Source organism: Nocardia amikacinitolerans NBRC 108937 (genome assembly GCF_001612615.1).
GTDB classification, from domain to species: Bacteria; Actinomycetota; Actinomycetes; order Mycobacteriales; family Mycobacteriaceae; genus Nocardia; species Nocardia amikacinitolerans.
On sequence record NZ_BDAU01000006.1, the window covers coordinates 59,385 to 81,765 of the forward strand.

The following is a 22,381-nucleotide window of genomic DNA, read 5'->3' on the forward strand; positions in this document are numbered from 1 at the left end:
GGTGCGGGATGATCGAGAGGCACCTAGACACGGATTCCGGTAGGACATGACACGCGTCGAATCGAACAACAGTGCGGGCGGCCAGCGCGCGGGCAACCAGCTGTGCCAGCAGGTCGAGGTCGTCATCGTGACCGGCTTGTCCGGCGCGGGCCGCGGCACCGCAGCGCGGGTGCTGGAGGATCTCGGCTGGTACGTCGCCGACAACCTGCCGCCCGAACTGATCGGCAGACTCGTCGAACTCGGCGCGTCCGCCGAGCCGCCGATCCGGCGCTTGGCGCTGGTCATGGACGTCCGTAGCAGATTCTTCACCGGCGATCTCTCGGTGGTCACCGAACAGCTGCGCGCGCTCGGCGTGCGGACCAGGGTGCTCTTTCTCGAGGCCTCCGACGACGTGCTGATCCGCCGCTTCGGCTTCGCCCGCCGCCGCCACCCGCTGCAGAGCGAGAGCGCCGACGGCACGCTGTCCGCGGGCATCGCCGCCGAGCGGGTGCGTCTCTCGGCCGTGAAGACCGCCGCCGACCTGGTGATCGACACCACCGAGTTGTCCATCCATCAGCTGCACCGCAAGCTGGAGGAGGCGTACGGCGGCGGCGCGCCCGCCGCGCTGCAGCTGACCGTGCAGTCCTTCGGCTTCAAGTACGGGGTTCCGTTGGACGCCGACATGGTGTTGGATGTGCGTTTTCTACCCAATCCACATTGGATACCGGAACTGCGGGAACACACGGGACAGGAGACGGTGGTCAGCGAGTACGTGCTGTCGCGCCCCGGGGCGACCGACTACCTGCACACCTGCCGCCACCTCGTCGACCTGACGACGAACGGTTACCGCCAAGAGGGGAAGCGATACATGACGGTGGCAGTGGGCTGCACGGGGGGCAAGCACCGCAGCGTGGCGATCGCCGAGGCGCTGGGCGAACTCATCGGGCCGGAGTCCGACGGCTCCGCCGACGTCGTGCGGGTCGTGCACCGGGATCTGGGGCGCGAATGACCGGGTGGGAATCGAATCCCGCCATCGTCGCACTGGGTGGTGGGCACGGGCTGTACGCGACGCTGACGGCGGTGCGGCGGCTGACCAGGAAGATCTGCGCGGTGGTGACCGTCGCCGACGACGGCGGATCCTCGGGCAGGCTGCGCGCCGAGCTCGGAGTGTTGCCGCCGGGGGATCTGCGCATGGCGTTGGCCGCCCTCGCCGCGGATCCCGAAGGCGTGTGGACGCAGACCGTTCAGCATCGTTTCGGCGGCACCGGCGCGCTCGCGGGTCATTCCGTCGGCAACCTCATTCTCGCGGGGCTGACCGAGGTGCTCGGCGATCCCGTCGCGGCGCTGGACGAGGTGGCCAAGATGTTGCGCGCCAGCGGCCGGGTGCTCCCGATGTCGCCGATCGCGCTCGACATCGAGGCCGACGTCTCGGGTCTGGAAGCGGACCCGCGGGTCAGCCGCTGCATCCGCGGCCAGGTCGCGGTCGCCACCACGCCGGGCAAGGTGCGGCGCGTGCGGCTGATCCCGTCCGATCCGCCCGCCAGCCCGGAGGCGACCTCGGCCATCGAACACGCCGACGTGGTGGTGCTCGGGCCTGGCTCGTGGTTCACCAGCGTGATTCCGCACGTCCTCGTCCCGGAACTGCGCGACGCGCTGGTCTACACAAGGGCGCGAAAGGTGCTCGTGCTCAACCTGGCCGCCGAACCGGGGGAGACAGCCGGTTTCTCCGCCGAGCGCCATCTGCATGTATTGTCCCAGCACGCACCGGAATTCGTTGTCGACGAGGTCTTGGTCGATTCCGGCTCGGTGCCGGAGGGACGGGAACGCGAACATGTGGCCAGGGCTGCCGAACAGTTGCGGGCGCGAGTAACCTTCTCCGATGTCGCCGAAGCGGGAACTGACCGGCATCACCCCGGAAAGCTTGCCGCCGCCCTGGATCAGCTGATCCGGCAACCTCGGCCGCAAATGGCAGGGCTTCGAGTCGAGGGACGGCACATGGGCGCGGATGTGCGGTCCGGGTTGGGTGGAAAGGAGCGCGTCTCGTGGCGATGACAGCCGAAGTGAAAGACGAGCTGAGCAGGCTCACGGTGTCCCAGGTGAGTTCCCGCAAGGCGGAACTCTCCGCCCTGTTGCGTTTCGCGGGTGGCCTGCACATCGTCGGGGGCCGGGTGATCGTCGAGGCGGAGGTGGACATGGGATCCATCGCCCGACGGCTACGCCGGGAGATCTTCGAGCTGTACGGCTACGGCTCCGACGTGCACGTGCTCGGCGCGGGCGGTCTGCGCAAGACCTCCCGTTACGTCGTGCGGGTGTCCAAGGAGGGCGAGGCGCTGGCCAGGCAGACCGGCCTGCTCGACGTGCGCGGCCGCCCGGTGCGCGGACTGCCGGCCCAGGTGGTCGGCGGCAGCATCGCCGACGCCGAAGCCGCTTGGCGCGGAGCGTTTCTCGCGCACGGCTCGCTCACCGAGCCCGGTCGTTCGTCCGCGCTCGAGGTCAGCTGCCCCGGCCCGGAGGCGGCGCTCGCGCTGGTCGGCGCGGCCCGCAGGCTCGGCATCACGGCCAAGGCGCGCGAGGTACGCGGCACCGATCGCGTCGTGGTGCGCGATGGCGAGGCCATCGGCGCGTTGCTGACCAGGATGGGCGCGCAGGACACCCGGCTCACCTGGGAGGAGCGCCGGATGCGGCGCGAGGTGCGCGCCACCGCCAACCGGCTTGCCAACTTCGACGACGCCAACCTGCGCCGCTCGGCGCGGGCCGCCGTCGCAGCGGCCGCCCGGGTGGAGCGCGCGCTGGAGATCCTCGGCGAGGAGGTGCCCGATCACTTGGCCGCGGCGGGCAAGCTGCGCGTGCAGCATCGCCAGGCGTCGCTGGAGGAACTCGGCCAGCTCGCCGAACCGCCGATGACGAAAGACGCTGTCGCGGGCCGGATTCGGCGCCTGCTGTCGATGGCGGACCGGCGCGCCAAGGAACTGGGCGTGCCCGACACCGAATCCGCGGTCACCGCAGAGCTTCTCGACGAGGCCTGAGGGCACTCGAATCACCGCACGCCCCGAGAGCCGATTCCGGCACCCGGGGCGTGTCGCGTGTGTGGGCCCAGCGTTCGTGGGGTTTCTCGCCGGTGCGGAGGTCACATGGCATTGCCCAAGCGGAGGGGCCGCTGTCCGGCCGGTCCACGGTTGCGGTGAGGCGGAGGCCGAGCCGCTCGTAGCAGCCGACGTTGCGTCCTCGCAGGTCTCCAAGAAGGCGGACAGGCCCGCGCGCTCGGCGGCAGCCAGGCCGGCCGGATCACCGCGGCACCGAGGCCGCGCCCCGGGGTTGACGCCGACGGTGCGGAGGAACCAGGCGGGTTCGGCCGTGCGGTGCGGCGCGAGCGCGGCCTCGGCGTACGCGGCGGCCGCCGTGCGCTGCGGCCCGAGCGCGGCCTCGGCGTACGCGGCGGCGCGGTCACCGTCCGGCTCGGCGAGGAGGGGCGCGAGGTCGACGAAGCCGTTCATCCTGCCGCGCCACGCGGGATGCGCCGGCGATTTTCCTGGCGCCCTCGTCGGCGCGCCGACCGCGCCGAAACGGCAGTGGCGCCATCGGTGCGTTCGTCGGGCGGTGCGGCGGCGAAAAGCATTGGGGCGCTGTGCTTCCGCGACACGCGGAGTTCTGTCGAGGGGGATTGTCGCCGTCCCAGGCCCCGGGCGGGCGACGCGAACGGCCGGTCGCGCCGTCGTCGACGTGGCGCCCACCTGGGCGGCCGGTCGCCGGATCGTGACCGGTCACGGCCCTCGGGCGGTCCTCACCGCGCCAGGTGCGTGTCGGAGAGGTGACGGTAGGGCACTAGTGTGAGTAAGGCATCGGAATGAATCCGCTTGAAAGCTGAGGAGCGATAACGTGACAGTCCGGGTAGGCATCAACGGCTTCGGTCGTATCGGACGTAACTTCTTCCGGGCGGTGGAGGCGCAGAAGGCGCTCGGCACCACCGATATCGAGATCGTCGCGGTCAACGACCTCACCGACAACGCGACCCTGGCCACGCTGCTGAAGTACGACTCGATCCTCGGCCGTCTGCCGCAGGATGTCTCGCTGGACGGCGAGGACACCATCGTGGTCGGCGACCAGCGGATCAAGGCGCTGGCCATCAAGGAAGGCCCGGCGGCGCTGCCCTGGGGCGACCTGGGCGTCGACGTCGTCGTCGAGTCCACCGGCATCTTCACCGACGCCACCAAGGCCAAGGGCCACCTGGCGGCGGGCGCCAAGAAGGTCATCATCTCCGCCCCGGCCAAGGGTGAGGACCTGACCGTGGTCATGGGTGTCAACGACAGCCAGTACGACGGCAGCCAGAACATCATCTCCAACGCGTCCTGCACCACCAACTGCCTCGGCCCGCTGGCCAAGGTCCTCAACGACGAGTTCGGCATCGAGCGTGGCCTGATGACCACGATCCACGCCTACACCCAGGACCAGAACCTGCAGGACGGCCCGCACAGCGACCTGCGTCGCGCCCGCGCCGCCGCGCTGAACATCGTGCCCACCGGCACCGGCGCCGCCAAGGCCATCGGCCTGGTGCTGCCCGAGCTGCAGGGCAAGCTGGACGGCTACGCGCTGCGTGTTCCGGTCCCGACCGGCTCGGTCACCGACCTGACCGCGACCCTGCGCAAGTCGGCCACGATCGACGAGATCAACGCCGCGTACAAGGCCGCCGCCGAGGGCCCGCTGAAAGGCATCCTGAAGTACAACACGGACCCGATCGTGTCCAGCGACATCGTCACCGACCCGCACTCGTCGATCTACGACGCGCCGCTGACCAAGGTCATCGACGATCAGGTGAAGGTCGTGTCGTGGTACGACAACGAGTGGGGCTACTCCAACCGCCTCGCCGACCTCATCGGCCTCGTCGGCAAGTCCCTCTGATCGGCATGGCAGTCAAGACACTCCAGGATCTCCTGAACGAAGGCGTCGAGGGCCGGGGCGTGCTGGTGCGCTCCGACCTGAACGTTCCCCTCGACGACAACGGCGAGATCACCGACCCCGGCCGCATCATCGCGTCGGTGCCGACCATCGAGGCGCTGGTCCAGGCCGGCGCCAAGGTCGTCGTCACGGCGCACCTCGGCCGCCCGAAGGGCGAGCCGGACCCGAAGTTCTCGCTGGCTCCGGTCGCCGCGAAGCTGGCCGAGCTGCTCGGCCGCAATGTCCAGCTGGCCGGTGACGTGGTGGGCTACGACGCGCTCTCGCGCTCGGAGGGCCTCACCGACGGCGACGTGCTGCTGCTGGAGAACGTGCGCTTCGATCCCCGCGAGACCAGCAAGGACGACGCCGAGCGCGGCAAGCTCGCCGCGGCGCTCGTCGAACTGGTCGGCGACGACGGCGCGTTCGTCTCCGACGGCTTCGGCGTCGTGCACCGCAAGCAGGCCTCGGTCTACGACGTGGCCAAGCTGCTCCCGCACTACGCGGGCACGCTGGTCGCTGCCGAGGTCGACGTGCTGGCCAAGCTGACAGAGAACCCGGAGCGGCCGTACGCGGTCGTGCTCGGCGGCTCGAAGGTCTCCGACAAGCTGGCGGTCATCGAGGCGCTCGCCCCGAAGGTCGACACCCTGGTGATCGGCGGCGGCATGTGCTTCACCTTCCTTGCCGCACAGGGCCTTTCGGTGGGCTCCTCGCTGCTGCAGGAAGAGATGATCGACACCTGCAAGGGCCTGCTCGAGCGCTTCGGCGACGTCATCCACCTGCCGCGCGACATCGTGGTGGCGGACAAGTTCGCCGCCGACGCCGACTCCAAGATCGTGCCCGCCAACGAGATCCCCGAAGGCTGGATGGGGCTGGACGTGGGCCCGGAGTCGGTCGATCGTTTCGCGGCGCTGCTCACCGAGGCGAAGACGGTGTTCTGGAACGGCCCGATGGGCGTGTTCGAGTTCGCGAACTTCGCCGCGGGCACCCGCGGGGTCGCCGAGGCCATCGTCACCGCGACCGGCAAGGGTGCGTTCACCGTGGTCGGCGGCGGCGACTCGGCCGCGGCCGTGCGCGCGCTCGGCCTGCCCGAGGACGGTTTCTCGCATATCTCCACCGGCGGCGGCGCGTCGCTGGAGTACCTGGAGGGCAAGGAACTCCCCGGCATCAGCGTGTTGGAGGACTGATCCATGGCACGGAAACCGCTTATCGCGGGCAACTGGAAGATGAACCTCAACCACCTCGAGGCCATCGCCCTGGTGCAGAAGATCGCCTTCGCGCTGCCGGAGAAGTACTTCGCCAAGGTCGACGTGGCGGTCATCCCGCCGTTCACCGACATCCGCAGCGTGCAGACCCTCGTCGAGGGCGACAAGCTGCTGATCACCTACGGCGCGCAGGACGTCTCCGTGTACGACTCGGGCGCCTACACCGGTGAGATCAGCGGCGGCATGCTGGCCAAGCTCGGCTGCACCTTCGCGGTGGTCGGGCACTCGGAGCGGCGGCAGTACCACAACGAGGACGACGCCACCGTGCTCGCCAAGGCCAAGCAGGCGCTCAAGCACGGCATCACGCCGATCGTCTGCATCGGCGAGGGCCTGAACGTCCGGGAGGCGGGCACGCACGTCGAGTACAACCTCGAGCAGTTGCGCGGTTCGCTGAAAGGCCTGACGGCCGAGGATATCTCGAAGGTCGTCATCGCCTACGAGCCGGTCTGGGCCATCGGCACCGGCAAGGTCGCCACTCCTGCCGACGCGCAGGAGGTATGCGGCGCCATCCGCGCCGAGCTCGGCGAGCTGGCCTCGCCCGAGGTCGCCATGGAGGTGCGGGTGCTCTACGGCGGGTCGGTCAACGCCAAGAATGTCGGCGAGCTGGTCGCTCAGCCCGACATCGACGGTGCGCTGGTCGGCGGCGCGTCGCTGAAGGGCGACGAGTTCGCCACGCTCTCGGCGATCGCCGCGGGCGGTCCGCTGCCCTGAGCTGTGGACGGCGCCGAGCCGTTCCCGGCATAGGGCACAACGCTCGAAGTCGGCCCGGTATCGCGGAGGCGATGCCGGGCCGACGGCGTTTCGGCGGGCGGGTGGTACTCGCCAGGAACCGGCTACTGGGCCGTCAGCGTCAGGCCGTGGCCGTTCGCGTTGCGCAGGGTGAGCACGTCGGCGTCGATGGTGGCGGTGGTCTGTCCGTCGAGCACGCGCAGCACCGCGGCCTCGACCTCCATCACCTCCGGCGGGCACATCATTTTGGTGGTGGCCACCTGAAAGGTGACCTTCTCGGCGTCCTGGCTCGGTTCGACGGTCGCCGTGCCGGTCAGCCGGTTGCAGCCGGCCGAACCGGAGACCGCGCCGTCCTCGGCGATCACCAGCGTCGGCTTCGCGTCGACGATGGCTTGGGACTGGATCTGCGCGTCCGGCGTGATCAGCCCGTTCACCACCCACGTGGTGCCGCGCAACGGTTTGTCCGGCTGCGCGACCTTCTTGTCCAGCAGCGTGACCGTCTGCTCGTTGTTCTTCAACGTCAGGGTGTCGCCGTCGAGCTGCCAGGTCGGCGCGGAGGTCAGCAGCGTGTCCACCCACTGGTCCGCTTTCGCGAGGTCGCCGGGACAACCGATGAGCGTGCTCGCCAGCTCGTCGACCCGCAGCACGTGCTCGTCCAGCGTCACCGCCCCCGAAATGGTGTTGCACCCCGCGTACGCGGTGATGTTGCCCTCGGCGAACCGCAAGCTGAGCGGCCCGCCACCCGGAATCGGCGCGCCCTCCACCTCGGTCGACAGAAAGGTCCGGCCCATCGGCGTCGCCTCCGGTTCGGTCGGCTCACCGTCCTCCGCGCCCCCGCACGCGGCGACACCGAACGCGAGCAGCAGCACTGGGACGAGTCGCGTAAGAGAGGCCATGGGCGCGATGCTACCGAGCCCCCGGCCCGCGAACCGGGGATCCAGCCCCGGCCAGTCGAGTGCGGCACCGCTGCTACGTACGAAGATGCGGGTTTTCACGCGGCGATATGCTCTGCGGAGTGACCACCGCCGACGCGACGACCCCGCTCTCCACCTGGGCGCCGCTGCGGTCGCCGATCTATCGGGCGTTGTGGATCGCGCAGTTGGTGTCGAATCTCGGCACGTGGATGCAGACGGTCGGCGCGCAGTGGATTCTGGTCGACGAGCCGAACGCGGCGACGCTGGTGTCGTTCGTGCAGACCGCGATCACGCTGCCGGTCATGTTGCTGTCCATACCCTCCGGCGTGCTCGCCGACCTGGTCGATCGCCGCCGCCTGCTGCTGGGCGCCCAGTCCGCGATGGCGCTGCTTGCCACGTTGCTGGCGATCTCGACCGCGACGGGCCACACTACGCCCGCGGTCCTGCTCACGCTGCTGTTCCTGCTCGGCTGCGGACAGGCGCTCACCGCGCCGGCGTGGCAGGCGATCCAGCCGGAACTGGTTCCGCGCGAACAGATTCCGTCCGTCGCGGCGCTGGGCAGCATGAACATCAACATCGGCCGCGCGGTGGGACCCGCGGTCGCTGGCGTGCTGGTCTCGCTGTCCGGGCCGACGCTGGTGTTCGCGCTCAACGCGGCGTCCTTCGCCGGGATCGTCGCCGTGTTGACCGTGTGGCGCAGGCCGGTCACCGACCGGCAGCTGCCCACCGAGCGGCCGCTGGCGGCGCTCCAGGCGGGTACGAGGTTCATCCGCGCCGCGCCCGCGATCCGCCGGGTGCTGCTGCGGTCGATCCTGTTCATCGCCCCCGCCAGCGCGCTGTGGGCGCTGCTTCCGGTGATCGCGCGGGACTCGCTCGGCCTGTCCTCCTCGGGCTACGGCTTGATGCTCGGCGCGCTCGGCGTCGGGGCCGTGCTCGGCGCGTTCGGCCTGTCGCGGATCCGCGCGCTGCTGACACCCACGCAGCGGCTGACCGCGGCCGCCGTGCTGTTCGGGATCGCCTCGGCGGGCGCGGCCCTGCTGCACAACGTGGCGGTGGTGCTGGTGCTGCTCGTCGGCGCTGGTCTGGCCTGGCTGCTGGCCATGTCGACGATGAACTCCACCATGCAGCTGCTGCTGCCCGCCTGGGTGCGCGCCCGCGGGCTCTCGGTCTACATGCTGGTCTTCATGGGCGGGCAGGCGATCGGTTCACTGCTCTGGGGGTTGGTCGCCGGTGCGCTCGCGCCGGTGACCGCACTGCTGATCGCCGCGGCGCTGCTGGCGGCCAGCGCGGTGAGCAGCGTGTGGCTGCCGATCCGGCACAACGCCGAGGAACTCGACCTCACGCCCTCGGCGTTCTGGCCGGAACCCGAGCTGGTGGTCGAGCCCGAGCCGGACGACGGCCCGGTGCTGGTGCTGCGCGGCTACGACGTGCCGGAGGACCGGGTCGAGGAGTTCCTCGCGGCCATAGCGTTCGTCGGCCGGTCGCGCCAGCGCACGGGCGCGATGGAATGGCGGCTGTATCGCGACGTCGGCGTGGTCGATCGGTACGTCGAGGCCTTCGTGGTGCGCTCCTGGGCCGAGCACATGCAGCAGCATCAGGTGCGGCTCACCGCGCAGGACCAGATCCGCGAGCACGCGGTGGCGGAGTTCTCCGCGGGCGAGGACCAGATCACTCATCTCGTCGCGATGGACCGTCGATAGCCCTCGCCGCCGAGGCCCATTAGGCGGGTGATCATGGCACCCCATAGACTGGTCGCCATGCGGATGTTCCTGGATATCCTCCTGATCATCACCAGCCTGCTGCTGGTGCTGCTGGTGCTGCTGCACCGCGCCAAGGGTGGAGGCCTGTCCAGCCTGTTCGGCGGCGGCGTGCAATCGAGCCTGTCCGGCTCCACCGTCGTCGAGAAGAACCTCGACCGCGTCACGATCTTCACCGGCGTCATCTGGGTCATCGCCATCCTCGGCATCGGTCTGGAGATCAAGTTCGCCTGACGGGTAACGGCTCGGTCATCGGGCCGCGCTGCGGCTGCACCTGACGACGCCGCCCGACGCGCTGCCAGGATGGCGCGCGAGCACCCGGATGTGCCTCGGTGGCATCGTCGCCATCGGCGCGCTCGGCACCGTCGCCGGTCAGCTGTTGGTGACCGCGCCCGTCGCCGTGCTTGCCGCGACCCAGTACTTCACGACGATCAACACCCCGTTCCCGCGGAAGTGACCCCGGCGCGTCGTGGCGCGCGCTCGCGAGCGCGTCACGACCTGCGCCGCGCGGCAGCGGTGGCGAGTCGACCCGGTCAGTCGTTGCGCGGCACTCGGCCGTCGACGTCGGTGAAGCCGTACTGGTCGGCGAGATCGGCCACCCGCCAAGCCGATCCGGTGCGTGCGCGCCGCTGCGGGTCGGCGGCCAGCGCGACGACGGCGCGGCCGGGGAAGCGCGGTGTCTCGGCGGCGCCGAGGTCGAAGGTGCCCTCGCCGGGCAGGGTGACAAGGCGGCGTCCCTCGGCGTCGGCGGGGACCAGTTGCAGGAGTTCGGTGTCCACGATCCCCGGCCACAGCGAGACCACGGTGACCTCGGTGTCGGCGAGATCGCGGGCCATGTCGGTGGTGAGCCGGTCCAGCGCGGTCTTGGCCACGCCGTAGACCGCGTTGTGCATGTACCGCTGGGAACCCGGCGAGGAGACGTTGACGACGAGCCCGCCCGAACCGATCAGCAGCGGCGCGGCGTAGAAGCTTGCCGCGTAATGGGATCGGACGCCGACGTCGAAGGTCTCGTCCCAGGTGCTCGGCGGCACCTCCCAGAACGGTTTGCCGAGCCAGCGGGCCGCGGCGGGGGAGTTGTAGACGTTGTTCACCAGTACATCCAGGCGGCCCTGTTCGGCGCGCACCCGTTCGAAGAGGCGCTGTACGGCGTCGTCGTCGCGGTGATCGCAGACGAAGGGGATTCCGTGCCCGCCGAGCGCGTCGATCTCGGCCGCGGTGTCGTGCACGGTGCCGGGTAGTCGGCCCGCCGTCGCCGACCGCCCGGTGATGTACACCGTCGCGCCCGCCGCGCCCAGTTCCAGTGCGATGCCCTTGCCGATGCCGCGGCTCGCGCCGGTGACGACCGCGACCCGGCCGTGGAGTTCTCGAGGTATTCCGCTCACGACTCTCGGACATTACCGTTACTTGTAGAACGCGTTCTAGATTTGGAGGCGATAGTGGAGCTGACGCATCGGTTCGTGACCACCAACGGCATCCGGATGCACATCGCCGAACAGGGCAGTGGCGATCCCGTGGTGTTCTGTCACGGTTTCCCGCACACCTGGTTCGTCTGGCATCGGCAGCTCGCCGCTGTCGCCGCGGCCGGGTATCGCGCCATCGCCCCGGACCTGCGCGGATACGGCCGGACCGAGGCACCCGATGATCCGGCGGAGTACACGAATCGCGCCGTCATCGGTGATCTCCTCGGCCTGTTGGACGACATCGGCGCCGAACGCGCGGTGTTCGTCGGCCTGGATTTCGGCGCCGCGCTGGTGTGGGAGCTGGCGCTGCGCGCGCCCGAGCGAGTGGCGGGCGTGATCGTGCTGAACAACCCCTACGCGCCGCGTCCGCCGCGGGCGCCCTCCGAGCTGTGGGCGAAGGCCGCCGCGCGCCATTTCCTGCACCTGGACTATTTCCAGCGGCCCGGTGTCGCCGACGCCGAGCTCGCGGCCCGCCCGCGCGAATTCCTCGCCCGCGTCTACTACTCGCTCAGCGCCGACTACCACTACCTCGACACCTGGCGTTTTCCCGCAGAGGGCACCGGCTACCTCGATGTGCTTCCCGAGGCTCCCGCGCTGCCGTGGCGCTGGCTGTCCGAAGACGAGTTCGACACGCTCGCAGCCGATTTCGAGCGCACCGGCTTCACCGGCGGCCTCAACTGGTACCGCAACCTGGACCGGAACTGGACGCTCACAGCCGACTACGCGGACGCTCGGGTGAGCGTGCCCGCCTACTTCCTCTACGGTGACCGCGATCCGGATATGGAGGGCTTCAGCGGGCGCGATCCGCTGGGGACCTTGCGCGCGTACGTGCCGGACCTGCGCGCGGTGACCAAGATTGCCGACGCCGGGCACCTCGTCCAGCTCGAGCGTGGCGACGAAGTGAACGCGCTGATCACCGCGCACCTGGCCGACCTGGCGTCGACCACCGCCGACGTCCCGGCCTGATAGCGATACATCATCACGGCAGTCTCGGGGCGCGAGTCGCGACGACCCGGGTGCGGACGGCGGCGAGCACCGTGATCACCAGGACCGTCATGAGCTCCAAGAGGTTCCAGGCGAGCGGGTCGGCGGTGGGTTCGACGGGTTGTGGATCCGCAGCTTCGGGTGGTCGCGCGGGGAGCGGCGGCGGCACGGGTGCCGGTGTAAGGGCTTGCGCTGGAACGGGTTCGGGCGCGGCCTGCGGTATCGGAATGGGCAGCGGTGGCTCGAGCCGAAGCGGAATGCCGGGCGTCGGGGGTGTCGTCGGGAGCAGCAGGAGGCAGGTGAGCAGGGCGCTTCCGCCGAGTGCGCTGCCGAGTGCCGAGCCCGCGGCGCTGCCGAGGGCCGAACCGCTGGAACCAGGTCCGACGAGGCCGCTGCCGAGCGCCGAGCCGGAGCCGAGGAGACCCGGGCCTACCAGACCGCTGCCGAGGGCGGACCCGCTCGAGCCGGGACCGACGAGACCGCTGCCCAGTGCGGGGGCGGCGGAGCCGAGCGCGAGTGCCGCGCTGCCCGCCGCCGCGCTGCCGGCACAGGCCGTGCGCACGCTCCCGACGTCGAGGCCGAGGGTTTCGGCGGGGGTGGTAGCGGCCGGTTCGAGAGCCGAGTCGGTGTTCGCGACGGGAACCGGCTCGTAGCCCGGGGCGCCTGCGACTGTCGAAGACTCGCGCATCGGCGAGCCTTCCGGCGCGAGCGCCAAAGGAATTGCGGCGTAGGCACTTCCGGTATCGATCGCCGTCAGATCCGTGAGGGTGCTACCGGAGTTGGTTCGCGGCGCTGCCCCGGCGGCGGCGCTTCCGCTTCCGATCGGTGCTCCGCCCGCGGACGTGTCGCGTGCACCGAGGCTCAGCGGCACGAGCGGTTGATCAGGCCCGGCGGCGGGATGTCCGCCGAGGGGCGACGTTCCTCCTGCGCTGCCGGTGGCGACCTCCGGCACCGAGAGCGGCGCACCGGCGAACGGGACGGCATTTCCGCTACCGTCGGGCGCGTCGCCGCCCGCGCCACCGCTGCCGCGGGGGACCGGCGCGAGTTTCGGACCAAGCGCCAAAGGTGCTGCGGTGGGGGGACTCTCGATACCGGTCGATGGCCCGCCCGCCGCACTGCCGGTGATGATGCCCGGTGGTGGGAGCGGCGGCGCGGGCGAGGCGGCGGCGAGCGGTGGGCACGTCAGCCAGACGGCTGCTACGGGCAGTGCCACGGCCAATCCGACTCTCGGGCAGCGCTTTCGCCCGCTGCGGTCAGCCTTCCGCACGCCGGCGCGGCGCGGCTTACCGGTGCGGAACATCGCCTGCGCCGATCGCCGTGGCCGGTGCGGAATTCGCCCAGCGCCCGCCTATCTGCTCGAAGCGGGTCTGCGCGTATTCGTAGGCGTCCCTCGGGACGACGTTGCCGCCGGAGAACGGGCGGTCCAGATTGTGGATGGCGAGCACGGCGGCGCCGACAACCACGCCGAGGAGCGCGGTCATCGCGACGCTGCGTTTGGTCACCCGCAGACCTGAGAGCACCGGGCTGAACAGCAGCAGGAGGGTGCCGAAAAACAAGGCGAGGTAAAGGAATCCGGGCACGCCGCGGCCCGCGTCGACGGCTCGATCGTGCCGAGCCTGCGCTACCTGGTCGAGTCCGGCCAACGCTGCGGCGCGGGTATCGCTCGTCGCGGTATCACTCGACGACACCGCGGTGACGCTGGCGCGCAGTGTGTCGAAGGTGTCCTGGGTGGCCGGGCTGAGTTTGCCTTCGGCGTCCATCACCGCCCATTCCCCGCTGACGACCTGGTCGGTATACGCGCGCAGCAGGCCTTGGACCTGCTGCCGGTCGGCCTCGGGCAGCTCCTGCGCGGCGAGGTAGGTGTCCACCAGCGCTTTGGATTCCGCGACGGTGTGGTTGTGCGCGTTCTGATACTGCTGCCAGCAGATCACCACGACGAACGCGACGACCGCGGTGAAGAACGTCTTGATGAGATCGAGCACCAGGGTTCCGGACGCCTCGTCGCCGGTCTGCCGCCATGATTCCGGGCGAACTCGGTCGCCCACCACGAACACCGTCAGCGCCAAGACCGCCGCGGCAACCGGAAAGATGAATTCCAAGGCCATATCGGGCACCGCCTTCCGCACAACTGGACCGCCGGGGTGACACCCCGGCGTGTGGCGTGATCGCGGACAGCAGCGATCGTCAGTGATTCGGGGCGGTGCTTCGGACGGATGAGATCCCTTGGCGTGTCGCGCATTCGGTGAGTCGCGCTGCGGCACCCGGCTTTTCGGATGTCGTCGGTCCGCGCCGAGCGGGCCGAGCGGTCGGTACTGTGGCCTCATGAGAATCGGGGGAATCGAGTGGCGGCGTGGAGCGCCGCGGTGGTGGGTCGTCTGGGCGCTGGGTACTGCGGCGGTTGCGGGCTTCTGCTGTCTCGGGCTGCTCTTCCAGAACGTCGTTCAGGGCGACGGCGACCGCACGATCGCGCTGCTATTGATCTTGCTGCTGTCCGGCTTGTCTTGGCTGATCTGCGGATTGGTCGGGCTGATCAGGTATGACAACGGCCGGTTGAGCATGGCGGCGCCTCTCCTGGTGCTTTGCACGGTGGCGCTCGTGTTGACGGGTCTGCCGGAGAACCTCGGGTGGCGGTTGTCGAAAAGCAGCCTCGAACAGGCGGCGGCCGACTGCGTGGAGTCCGGCACCGACGCCCGCTACGGCGTGTACACCATCGTCGGTGTCGAGAGGTACCGCGGAGGATGCTTGTTCGAGAGGCAAGGCCTGCTCGCCGGTTTCGGCTACGCGTATATGCCCCATGGCGTGCCGGAATCGCAGGGCGAGTACGAGTACAAGTTCAGGCCGCACGAGGGGGACTGGTACTCCTACTGGCGCTAGTGGGAGATCGAGGGCGCCGACCGCTCCCTCAGCGGTATTCCGCCGCGAGCTCCGGATAATCCGCCCAGCACGGGAGCGGCCGATACTCCAGGTAGGCGGTGAGCCGGTCCAGCAGGTACTGCCAGCGCGGACCGACGGAACTTGCTTCGGGATGGCAGAGGTGGCGACGGACGAGTTCCAGATTGGTGACCACGCCGACCTGGGACAGGCGCAGCTCGACGATACAGCCGTCGACGTGCACGACGAGTTCGTGCGGCGCCACGCAGTGCTCCACGCGGACCGCGATCGGACCCGCGACGGGACCGTCCACCGGCTCGATCGTGTAGTTGCCGCTGCCGCCCGACACCGCGCCCAACCAGCGCTCGAGCTGGCTCCGTGACGTGCACGCCGACCAGACGTCCAGCACCGGCTGCCGGTAGGACCGCAGGTAGTGCAGCAGCACGCGAGCGTCGCCCTCGATCGCGTCGTGCTCGGGTCGCACCTCGCCCAGGATGGACATCGTGGTCATCGTCCTGCCTTTCGCCGCCGGTCACCGGTGATTCGTCCAGGGTATTTCCCGCTGCCGGCCATCGAACCGCGAACACGCGGACCCGCGCGCCGATTCCTCCGCTCCGGCCACGCGATTGTCGGCGGACGTGATCAGGCGAGCAGTTCCGCCGCGGCCTTCTCGATGCCGGTCTCGTCCAGCAGCACGGTGTCCGCCGCCGGCCCGAGCGGGACGAAGCTGTCCGTGCTGGTCACCCGCGCGACGCGACCGGTGAAACCGGCGTCGATCAGCGCGGTGCACACCGATTCGGAGACCCCGCCGCTGTGCCGGGTCTCGTCGGCGACGAGGACGCGGCCGGTGGCGCGGGCGTGCGCGAGCAGATCGGCGACCGGTAGCGGGCTGAGCCACCGCAGATCGAGCACGCGGGCGCGGACACCGCGCGACGCGAGCCGGTCCGCCACCCGCAGGCTCATCGGAACGCCGTTGCCGAAGCTCACGATCGTGAGGTCGCCGCCGTCGCCGTAGACGCGGGCGCGGCCGATCTCCACGTGCGGCCCGGTGGCAGGGGCCGACCACGCGCCGTCGCCAGGATGCAGATCCTTGGTGTGGTACAGCGCGATGGGCTCGAGGTATACGCAGACCCGTCCGTCCACGCGCGCCGCCGAGACGCAGGTGCGCAGCAGCGCCGCCGCGTCGTCGGCGCGCGACGGCACCGCGATCACCAGCCCGGGGATGTCACGAAGCGCCGCAACGGAATTGTCGTTGTGGAAGTGCCCGCCGAAGCCCTTCTGGTAGGCAAGCCCGGCGATCCGCACCACCATCGGATTGCGGTAGCGGCCGTGCGAGAAGAACTGGAGGGTGGCCGCCTCGCCGCGCAACTGGTCGGCCGCGTTGTGCAGGTAGGCGAGGTACTGGATCTCCGGAATCGGGACGAATCCGGCGAGCCCCGCGCCGAGCGCGGTGCCGAGCACGCTCTGTTCATCGAGCAGCGTATCGAAGACGCGGCGCGCGCCGAAACGCTTCTGCAAACCCTTGGTGACGCCGTACACGCCGCCTTTGCGGCCGACGTCCTCGCCGAACACCAGCACGTCGGGGTCGCGCGCGAGCAGGTCGGCCAGGGTGTGGTTGATCGCCTGCGCGACGGTCATCTCTGGTTCGCTCGTGGACGCGGCGGCTCGGGTCGTGCGACGGTCCGGACCCGTGAGACGCGCGCCGTACCGGGATGCGGTGCTGTGCGCCGCGGACCGTGAATCCGCGTGGCCGTCCGGCATCCCGGGAGCCGCGCCGACCGTTCCGGAAGCTTGCTCGTCGCGCCGCTCCCCGGGCGGCCCGGCGCGCAGCACGTCGGCCCGCACCTCCTCGGGGTGCGCGGGCGCCAGGGGTGCGGTGACCGCCGCCGCGGACGTCAATTTCGGTTCCCGCCAGACCAATTCGGCCATGGCGGTCACCCGGTGCCCGATCTCGTCGTAGAGCGCGACCATCTCGTCGGGCTTGGCCAGCCCCCGTTCGACGAGTAGCCGAGCCGTCGCGACGACCGGGTCGCGCACCAGATCGGCCGCGATGTCGGCGGGACGGCGATACGCGGTCTCCATGTCCGAACCGGCATGGCCGAGCAACCGCACCGTGCGCAGCCGCAGGAACGCGGGCTTGCGGTGCTCGCGCACCCAGCGGACGGCGCGTTCGGACGCGGTCAGCGCGTCGATCGGATCGCAACCGTCGGCGTCGAAATAGGCAAGGCCGGGCCGTGTTCCGTACGCGTGCTCGATCCACTCCGGCGGCGTCGGCACGCTGATGCCGATGCCGTTGTCCTCGCAGACGAACAGGATCGGCACCGGAATCCCCTGGTGCGCGGTGTGAATCGCGGCGTTGACGGCGCCCGCCGCCGTCGAGTGATTGGCCGAGGCATCCCCGAAAGTGCACAGCACCACCGAGTCTCGCGGCCATTCCGAGGGGATGCCCAGCCGATCCGCCCGTTCGATCGCGAAGGCGAGCCCGACCGCTCGCGGCAGATGCGAGGCGATGGTGGAGGTTTGCGGAATCACGTGCGCGGGCTTGCTGCCGAAGACCTTGTGCCTGCCGCCGGAGATGGGGTCGACCGCCGCGGCGACCACGCCGAGTAGCACATCGCGGATCGGATCCAGCCCGGGCACCCGGCGCGCGCGGTGCACGAAGAACGCGCCGGAACGATAGTGCAGCAGCGCCGGATCGGTGGCCCGCGTCGCGACCGAGAGCGCGACGTTGCCCTCGTGGCCGGAGGAGCCGATGCTGTAGTAGCCGCGCTTGGCCACGCCGAGCGCGCGCGCCGCCAGATCGAGATGCCTGCTGGTGGCCTGCGCGTCGAAGACCTCCCACAGCGTGTCCGGGGAGATGCCGGGTCCGAGGTTCTCGTCACGAATGTGCCGCGGCGCCAGCGTGCCGATCTCGGCGCGGAAACGCTCGTCCAAGGCCCGTGCCGGATTCGCGCCGGATTCCGGCGCCACCCCGCTCATCGCTGCCCCGCGCTGGGCGAGCACGGCCGACGGTAGGCCGTGCGACCACGCCGCCGGTCCATCGTGGGGTTGTCGACGAGCAGGTGCGGCACCCGACCTCCGTTGTCGAAAGCGCTCGGCGCTCGAGGGAACAACGCTCGAGCGGACCGCTCGAGAATACTCAGCGCAGCGCGCCCGCGGCTTCTCGATCCAGCAACCACGTGGTCGATTCCTGCCCGGCCGCGCCCGCGGCCGGAATGTCGACCGGCTCGGCCCCGCCGACCGCCGCGGCGACCGCTTCGGCCTTGCTCGCGCCTGCGACGACCAGCATCACGTGCCGCGAGCGCCGCACGGCGGGCAGCGTCAGCGTGACGCGGACCGGCGGCGGCTTGGGGGAATTCGTCACGGCGACAACGAGTTCGTGCTCCTCGCGCACCGCGTCGGTGCCGGGGAACAACGAGTTGATGTGCGCGTCGGGGCCCATGCCGAGCAGGTGCAGGTCGAACGTGCCGTGCTCGGCGAGGTGGGCGTGCACCGCCGCCGAGTACTCGGCCGCTGCCTCGACCGGATCGGGGTACTCGCCGTCGGACGTCGCCACCGGGTGCACCCTGGCGTGGTCGACCGGCACGTGGTCGAGCAGCGCCTGCCTGGCCTGCAACTCGTTGCGCTCGGGATCACCCGCGGGGACGAAACGCTCGTCGCCCCAGAAGATGTCGAGGCGCGACCAGTCGATGTCGCCGGGCGACTTGCGCACCTGCTCGAGCATCGCGATGCCGGTGCCGCCACCGGTCAGCACCACCGAGGCGGAGCCGCGCTCGGCCTGGGCGGCCGTCACCACCTGAACGAAGCGGGCGGCCGCGGCGGCGACGAGCGTGTCGGCGTCGGGATGAACTTCGACGGTGTCGCTGGGAGTCTCACTCATAGGTCACCTTCTCGATTCCGGCGAGGGCTTCGTGATAGATCTCGTCGGCGTCGAGCCGACGCAGTTCCTCGGCGAGGCAGTCGCGAGTTTCCCGCCGCGCCAGGGCGATTCGCTGATCGGGATCGCCGGTGCGGGTGAGCGTCGCGGTGCGCCCGGTCTGCGGGCGTTCGATGGCCATGGACGCGGTCGGCCGGTTCACCTCCACCCGCAGCGCGCCCGAGCGCCTGCGCACCGGGCAGCCGAGCCGGGCGGCCAGCCAGCCGGCCAGCATGTCCAGCGCGGGCTCGTCGCGCAGCCCCGACACGGTCACCGACTCGACCGGTTCGAAGGGCGGCTCGTCCAGCGAGGCGGCCAGCAGCGCCCGCCAGTAGGTGATCCGGCTCCACGCCAGGTCGGTGTCGCCCGATGCGTAGGAGGCGCGGCGCTTCTTGATCGTGGCCTGCGGGTCGGCGGCGAAGGTGGCGTCGGTGATGCGCCGGGTCGCCAGTCGTCCCACCGAGTCCTTGGACGGGAACTCCGGCGCGCCCCTCGGCCACCACGCCACCACCGGGGTGTCGGGCAGCAGGAACGGGATGACGACGCTGCTCTCGTGGCTCACCAGCTCGCCCTGCAGGCGCAGCACGATCACCTCGGCCGCGCCCGCGTCGCCGCCGACGCGGATCTGGGCGTCGAGCTTGGTCTCGGCCTCGCGATCGCCGCGCGCGAGAACCACGACGCGACAAGGATGTTCGCGGCTGGCGTCGTTGGCGGCGTCGATGGCGTCCTCGGCTTCGGAGCTGTCGAGCGTGCACACCACCAGCGTGAGCACGCGGCCCATGGTGATGACGCCGTTGCTCTCGCGCAGCTTCACCAGGCGCTTGGTGACCGCGCCGGTCGTGGTGTCGGGCATGTCGATGATCACGGGCGCCGCCATTCCCGGCCGGTGCGCTCGAGCACCTCGTCGGCCGAAGCCGGACCCCAGGTGCCCGCGGGATACGGGTCCGGCGTGCCGTCCGCCGCCCACCGCTCGAGCACGGGATCCAGGATGCGCCAGGACAATTCGACCTCCGCGTTCACCGGGAACAGCGACGGCACCCCGAGCAGCACGTCGAGGATCAGGCGTTCGTAGGCCTCGGGAGAGGACTCGGTGAACGCCTCGCCGTAACTGAAATCCATGTTGACGTCGCGCACTTCCATGCCCGAGCCTGGCACCTTCGAGCCGAAGCGCATGGTGATGCCCTCGTCCGGCTGCACACGGATCACGAGCGCGTTCTGCCCCAGTTCCTCGGTCATGGTCTGGTCGAAGGGCAGGTGCGGCGCCCGCTTGAAGACGACCGCGATCTCGGTCACCCTGCGGCCCAAGCGCTTTCCGGTGCGCAGGTAGAACGGCACGCCCGCCCAGCGCCTGGTGTCGACCTCGAGGGTAATCGCCGCGTAGGTCTCGGTCTTGGACTGCGGGTCGAAACCCTCCTCGTCGAGCAGGCCGACGACGTGCTCGCCGCCCTGCCAGCCCTCCGAGTACTGCCCGCGCGCCGTGGTCTCCTCCAGCGGCTCCACCAGCTTGGTCGCCGAGAGCACCTTGATCTTCTCGGTCTGCAACTGCTTGGGCTCGAAGCTGATCGGCTCCTCCATGGCGGTGAGCGCGAGCAGCTGCAGCAGATGGTTCTGGATGACGTCGCGGGCCGCGCCGATGCCGTCGTAGTAGCCCGCGCGCCCGCCGAGGCCGATGTCCTCGGCCATGGTGATCTGGACGTGGTCGACGTAGTTGGCGTTCCAGATCGGGTCGAACAGCTGGTTGGCGAAGCGCAACGCCAGGACGTTCTGCACCGTCTCCTTGCCGAGATAGTGGTCGATGCGGAACACCGTCTCCTCCGGGAACACCCGGTTGACCAGCGCGTTGAGCTCGACCGCGCTGTCCAGGTCGTGCCCGAACGGCTTCTCGATCACCACCCGCCGCCACGGCTTGCGCCCGGCGATATCGGTGGTGGTCGGCTGCGCGAGCTTGTGCTCGGAGAGCTGGTCGAGCACCACCGGGAACATGTTCGGCGGAATCGAGAGGTAGAAGGCGTGATTGCCGCCGGTGCCGCGCTCCTTGTCCAGCCTGCCGAGGGTGTCGGCCAGCTTGGCGAAGGCGGCGTCGTCGTCGAAGGTGCCCTGCACGAACCGGATTCCCTCCGCAAGGTGGTCCCAGACCTCCTGGCGGAACGGCGTGCGGGCGTGCGCCTTCACCGCGTCGAGCACGACCGCGGCGAAATCCTCGTCCGCGTAGTCGCGCCGCGCGAAACCGACCAGCGCGAAACCCGGGGGCAGCAGCCCCCGGTTCGCCAGGTCGTAGATGGCGGGCATCAGTTTCTTGCGGGACAGGTCACCGGTCACACCGAAGATGACCATGCTGCACGGTCCCGCGATCCGCGGTACCCGCTTGTCCCGCTCGTCGCGGAGTGGGTTCTTCCAGACTGTCGACGTTTTGGCCGAGCCTGCCATGGGATTCAGTTGCCCCCGGTCGACGACGCTGCGCCCAACTCCTCGGCGGTGGCGGAAAGCAGTTCCTCCCAGGACTTCTCGAACTTGTCGACGCCCTCGCGCTCCAGCACGTCGAACACGTCGTCCAGGTCGATGCCCACCGCGGCGAGCTTGTCGAAGACCTCCTTGGCCTCCGCCGCGGTGCCGCTGACGGTGTCGCCGCGCACCTCGCCGTGGTCGGCGACCGCCTCGAGCGTCTTCTCCGGCAGCGTGTTCACGGTGTTCGGAGCGACCAGCTCGGTGACGTAGAGGGTGTCGGGGTAGTCCGGGTTCTTGACGCCGGTCGACGCCCACAGCGGCCGCTGCCGGTTCGCGCCGACCGAGGCCAGGTGCGAGTAGGTCGAGGTGTGCTTGCCGCCGTCGAACACGTCCTGGTACTCGGCGTAGGCCAGGCGGGCGTTGGCCACACCGGCTTTGCCGCGCAGCGCGAGCGCCTCGTCGGAGCCGATCGCCTCCAGCCGCTTGTCGATCTCGGTGTCCACCCGGGACACGAAGAACGAAGCGACGGAATGGATCTTGGCCAGGTCGTAGCCCGCGCCCTTGGCCTTGCGCAGACCGTCCAGATAGGCACCCATCACCGAGCGGTAGCGCGCCACCGAGAAGATCAGCGTGACGTTCACGCTGATGCCCTCGGCGATCACCGCGGTGATGGCGGGCAGGCCCGCCTCGGTCGCGGGGATCTTGATGAACAGGTTGGGGCGGTCCACCGTCTTCCACAGGTCGATGGCCTGCGCGACGGTCTTCTCGGCGTCGAAGGCGAGCCGCGGGTCGACCTCGATGGAGACCCGGCCGTCCACGCCGCCGGAGGACTCGTACACCCCGGCAAGCACATCGCAGGCCGCGCGCACGTCGTCGGTGGTGATGGTGCGGATCGCCGCGTCGGCGTCCGCGCCCTGTGCGGCAAGCGCTTTCACCTGCGCGTCGTAGGCGTGGCCCTGGCTGAGCGCGCCCTGGAAGATCGTCGGGTTGGTGGTGACGCCGACGACGCTGCGGGTCGCGACCAGCTCGGCCAGGTTGCCGGACTGGATCCGGTCCCGCGACAGATCGTCGAGCCACACCGAGACGCCCGCCGCGGCGAGCGCGGCGAGGTTTTCGTTCTGTGCCATGAGGT

At 70.1% G+C, this 22,381-nt stretch carries 21 protein-coding genes; 11 read left to right on the forward strand and 10 right to left on the reverse strand.

Going from position 1 to position 22,381, the window contains the following annotated elements:
- Positions 1-46: 46 nt before the first annotated feature.
- The 6 genes from rapZ (at position 47) to tpiA (ending at position 6,884) form a co-directional block, all read left to right on the forward strand.
- The gene (gene rapZ, locus NAM01S_RS05730; protein WP_245909977.1) at positions 47-988 is read left to right on the forward strand and encodes an RNase adapter RapZ; all 942 of its coding nucleotides are present in this window, start codon (positions 47-49) and stop codon (positions 986-988) included.
- Complete coding sequence (locus NAM01S_RS05735; RefSeq protein ID WP_067780407.1) at positions 985-2,031, forward strand: gluconeogenesis factor YvcK family protein; 1,047 nt, start codon at positions 985-987, stop codon at positions 2,029-2,031. The genes rapZ and NAM01S_RS05735 overlap by 4 nt, the downstream gene beginning before the upstream one ends.
- The gene (whiA, locus tag NAM01S_RS05740; protein ID WP_067780409.1) at positions 2,022-3,005 is read left to right on the forward strand and encodes a DNA-binding protein WhiA; all 984 of its coding nucleotides are present in this window, start codon (positions 2,022-2,024) and stop codon (positions 3,003-3,005) included. The genes NAM01S_RS05735 and whiA overlap by 10 nt, the downstream gene beginning before the upstream one ends.
- 850 nt (positions 3,006-3,855) lie before the next feature.
- Positions 3,856-4,875 (forward strand): type I glyceraldehyde-3-phosphate dehydrogenase, encoded by a 1,020-nt coding sequence (gene gap / locus NAM01S_RS05745; RefSeq protein WP_067780412.1) that lies wholly within the window; start codon positions 3,856-3,858, stop codon positions 4,873-4,875.
- Positions 4,876-4,880: 5 nt separating this feature from the next.
- Complete coding sequence (locus NAM01S_RS05750; protein ID WP_067780415.1) at positions 4,881-6,095, forward strand: phosphoglycerate kinase; 1,215 nt, start codon at positions 4,881-4,883, stop codon at positions 6,093-6,095.
- Between the two features lie 3 nt (positions 6,096-6,098).
- Entirely contained in the window at positions 6,099-6,884 is a 786-nt protein-coding gene (gene tpiA, locus NAM01S_RS05755; RefSeq protein WP_067780419.1) for a triose-phosphate isomerase, read from the forward strand.
- A gap of 122 nt (positions 6,885-7,006) precedes the next feature.
- Here the strand turns inward: tpiA and NAM01S_RS05760 are convergent, their stop codons facing one another.
- On the reverse strand, positions 7,007-7,798 hold the full coding sequence (locus NAM01S_RS05760) for an META domain-containing protein (protein ID WP_067780762.1): 792 nt from the start codon (positions 7,796-7,798) through the stop codon (positions 7,007-7,009).
- A gap of 107 nt (positions 7,799-7,905) precedes the next feature.
- Between NAM01S_RS05760 and NAM01S_RS05765 the strand changes: the two genes are divergently transcribed.
- From NAM01S_RS05765 to NAM01S_RS36390, 3 genes are all read left to right on the forward strand, one after another.
- Positions 7,906-9,516, forward strand: a complete 1,611-nt coding sequence (locus NAM01S_RS05765; protein WP_157107603.1) for an MFS transporter — start codon at positions 7,906-7,908, stop codon at positions 9,514-9,516.
- Positions 9,517-9,573: 57 nt separating this feature from the next.
- On the forward strand, positions 9,574-9,807 hold the full coding sequence (gene secG / locus NAM01S_RS05770; RefSeq protein WP_067780768.1) for a preprotein translocase subunit SecG: 234 nt from the start codon (positions 9,574-9,576) through the stop codon (positions 9,805-9,807).
- 88 nt (positions 9,808-9,895) lie between these two features.
- Complete coding sequence (locus NAM01S_RS36390; protein ID WP_255284292.1) at positions 9,896-10,030, forward strand: hypothetical protein; 135 nt, start codon at positions 9,896-9,898, stop codon at positions 10,028-10,030.
- A gap of 76 nt (positions 10,031-10,106) precedes the next feature.
- On the opposite strand, the gene NAM01S_RS05775 is transcribed toward NAM01S_RS36390, so the two are convergent.
- On the reverse strand, positions 10,107-10,955 hold the full coding sequence (locus tag NAM01S_RS05775) for an SDR family NAD(P)-dependent oxidoreductase (protein WP_067780422.1): 849 nt from the start codon (positions 10,953-10,955) through the stop codon (positions 10,107-10,109).
- Positions 10,956-11,006: 51 nt separating this feature from the next.
- Here NAM01S_RS05775 and NAM01S_RS05780 point away from each other — a divergent pair, with 51 nt between their 5' ends.
- Positions 11,007-11,999 (forward strand): alpha/beta fold hydrolase, encoded by a 993-nt coding sequence (locus NAM01S_RS05780; protein ID WP_443678272.1) that lies wholly within the window; start codon positions 11,007-11,009, stop codon positions 11,997-11,999.
- Positions 12,000-12,012: 13 nt separating this feature from the next.
- Here NAM01S_RS05780 and NAM01S_RS05785 read toward each other — a convergent pair whose 3' ends face one another.
- Complete coding sequence (locus NAM01S_RS05785; protein WP_157107604.1) at positions 12,013-13,230, reverse strand: hypothetical protein; 1,218 nt, start codon at positions 13,228-13,230, stop codon at positions 12,013-12,015.
- Between the two features lie 70 nt (positions 13,231-13,300).
- Positions 13,301-14,122, reverse strand: coding sequence for a bestrophin-like domain (locus tag NAM01S_RS05790; RefSeq protein WP_067780428.1), 822 nt, complete (start codon positions 14,120-14,122; stop codon positions 13,301-13,303).
- Between the two features lie 217 nt (positions 14,123-14,339).
- Here NAM01S_RS05790 and NAM01S_RS05795 point away from each other — a divergent pair, with 217 nt between their 5' ends.
- Positions 14,340-14,891, forward strand: a complete 552-nt coding sequence (locus tag NAM01S_RS05795; protein ID WP_067780432.1) for a hypothetical protein — start codon at positions 14,340-14,342, stop codon at positions 14,889-14,891.
- A 28-nt stretch (positions 14,892-14,919) separates the two neighbouring features.
- On the opposite strand, the gene NAM01S_RS05800 is transcribed toward NAM01S_RS05795, so the two are convergent.
- The 6 genes from NAM01S_RS05800 to tal form a co-directional block, all read right to left on the reverse strand.
- On the reverse strand, positions 14,920-15,399 hold the full coding sequence (locus tag NAM01S_RS05800; RefSeq protein WP_067780435.1) for an SRPBCC family protein: 480 nt from the start codon (positions 15,397-15,399) through the stop codon (positions 14,920-14,922).
- Between the two features lie 131 nt (positions 15,400-15,530).
- Positions 15,531-17,867, reverse strand: a complete 2,337-nt coding sequence (locus NAM01S_RS05805) for a thiamine pyrophosphate-dependent enzyme (protein WP_067780444.1) — start codon at positions 17,865-17,867, stop codon at positions 15,531-15,533.
- Positions 17,868-18,027: 160 nt separating this feature from the next.
- Positions 18,028-18,768 carry a 6-phosphogluconolactonase gene (pgl, locus tag NAM01S_RS05810; RefSeq protein WP_067780447.1) on the reverse strand — a complete coding sequence of 247 codons (741 nt, stop codon included), beginning with the start codon at positions 18,766-18,768 and terminating at the stop codon, positions 18,028-18,030.
- Positions 18,761-19,669 (reverse strand): glucose-6-phosphate dehydrogenase assembly protein OpcA, encoded by a 909-nt coding sequence (opcA, locus tag NAM01S_RS05815; RefSeq protein WP_067780774.1) that lies wholly within the window; start codon positions 19,667-19,669, stop codon positions 18,761-18,763. The genes pgl and opcA overlap by 8 nt, the downstream gene beginning before the upstream one ends.
- On the reverse strand, positions 19,666-21,231 hold the full coding sequence (gene zwf, locus NAM01S_RS05820; RefSeq protein WP_067780449.1) for a glucose-6-phosphate dehydrogenase: 1,566 nt from the start codon (positions 21,229-21,231) through the stop codon (positions 19,666-19,668). Before zwf ends, opcA begins: the two co-directional genes overlap by 4 nt.
- A 5-nt stretch (positions 21,232-21,236) precedes the next feature.
- Positions 21,237-22,376 carry a transaldolase gene (gene tal, locus NAM01S_RS05825; protein ID WP_067780452.1) on the reverse strand — a complete coding sequence of 380 codons (1,140 nt, stop codon included), beginning with the start codon at positions 22,374-22,376 and terminating at the stop codon, positions 21,237-21,239.
- Positions 22,377-22,381 lie beyond the last annotated feature (5 nt).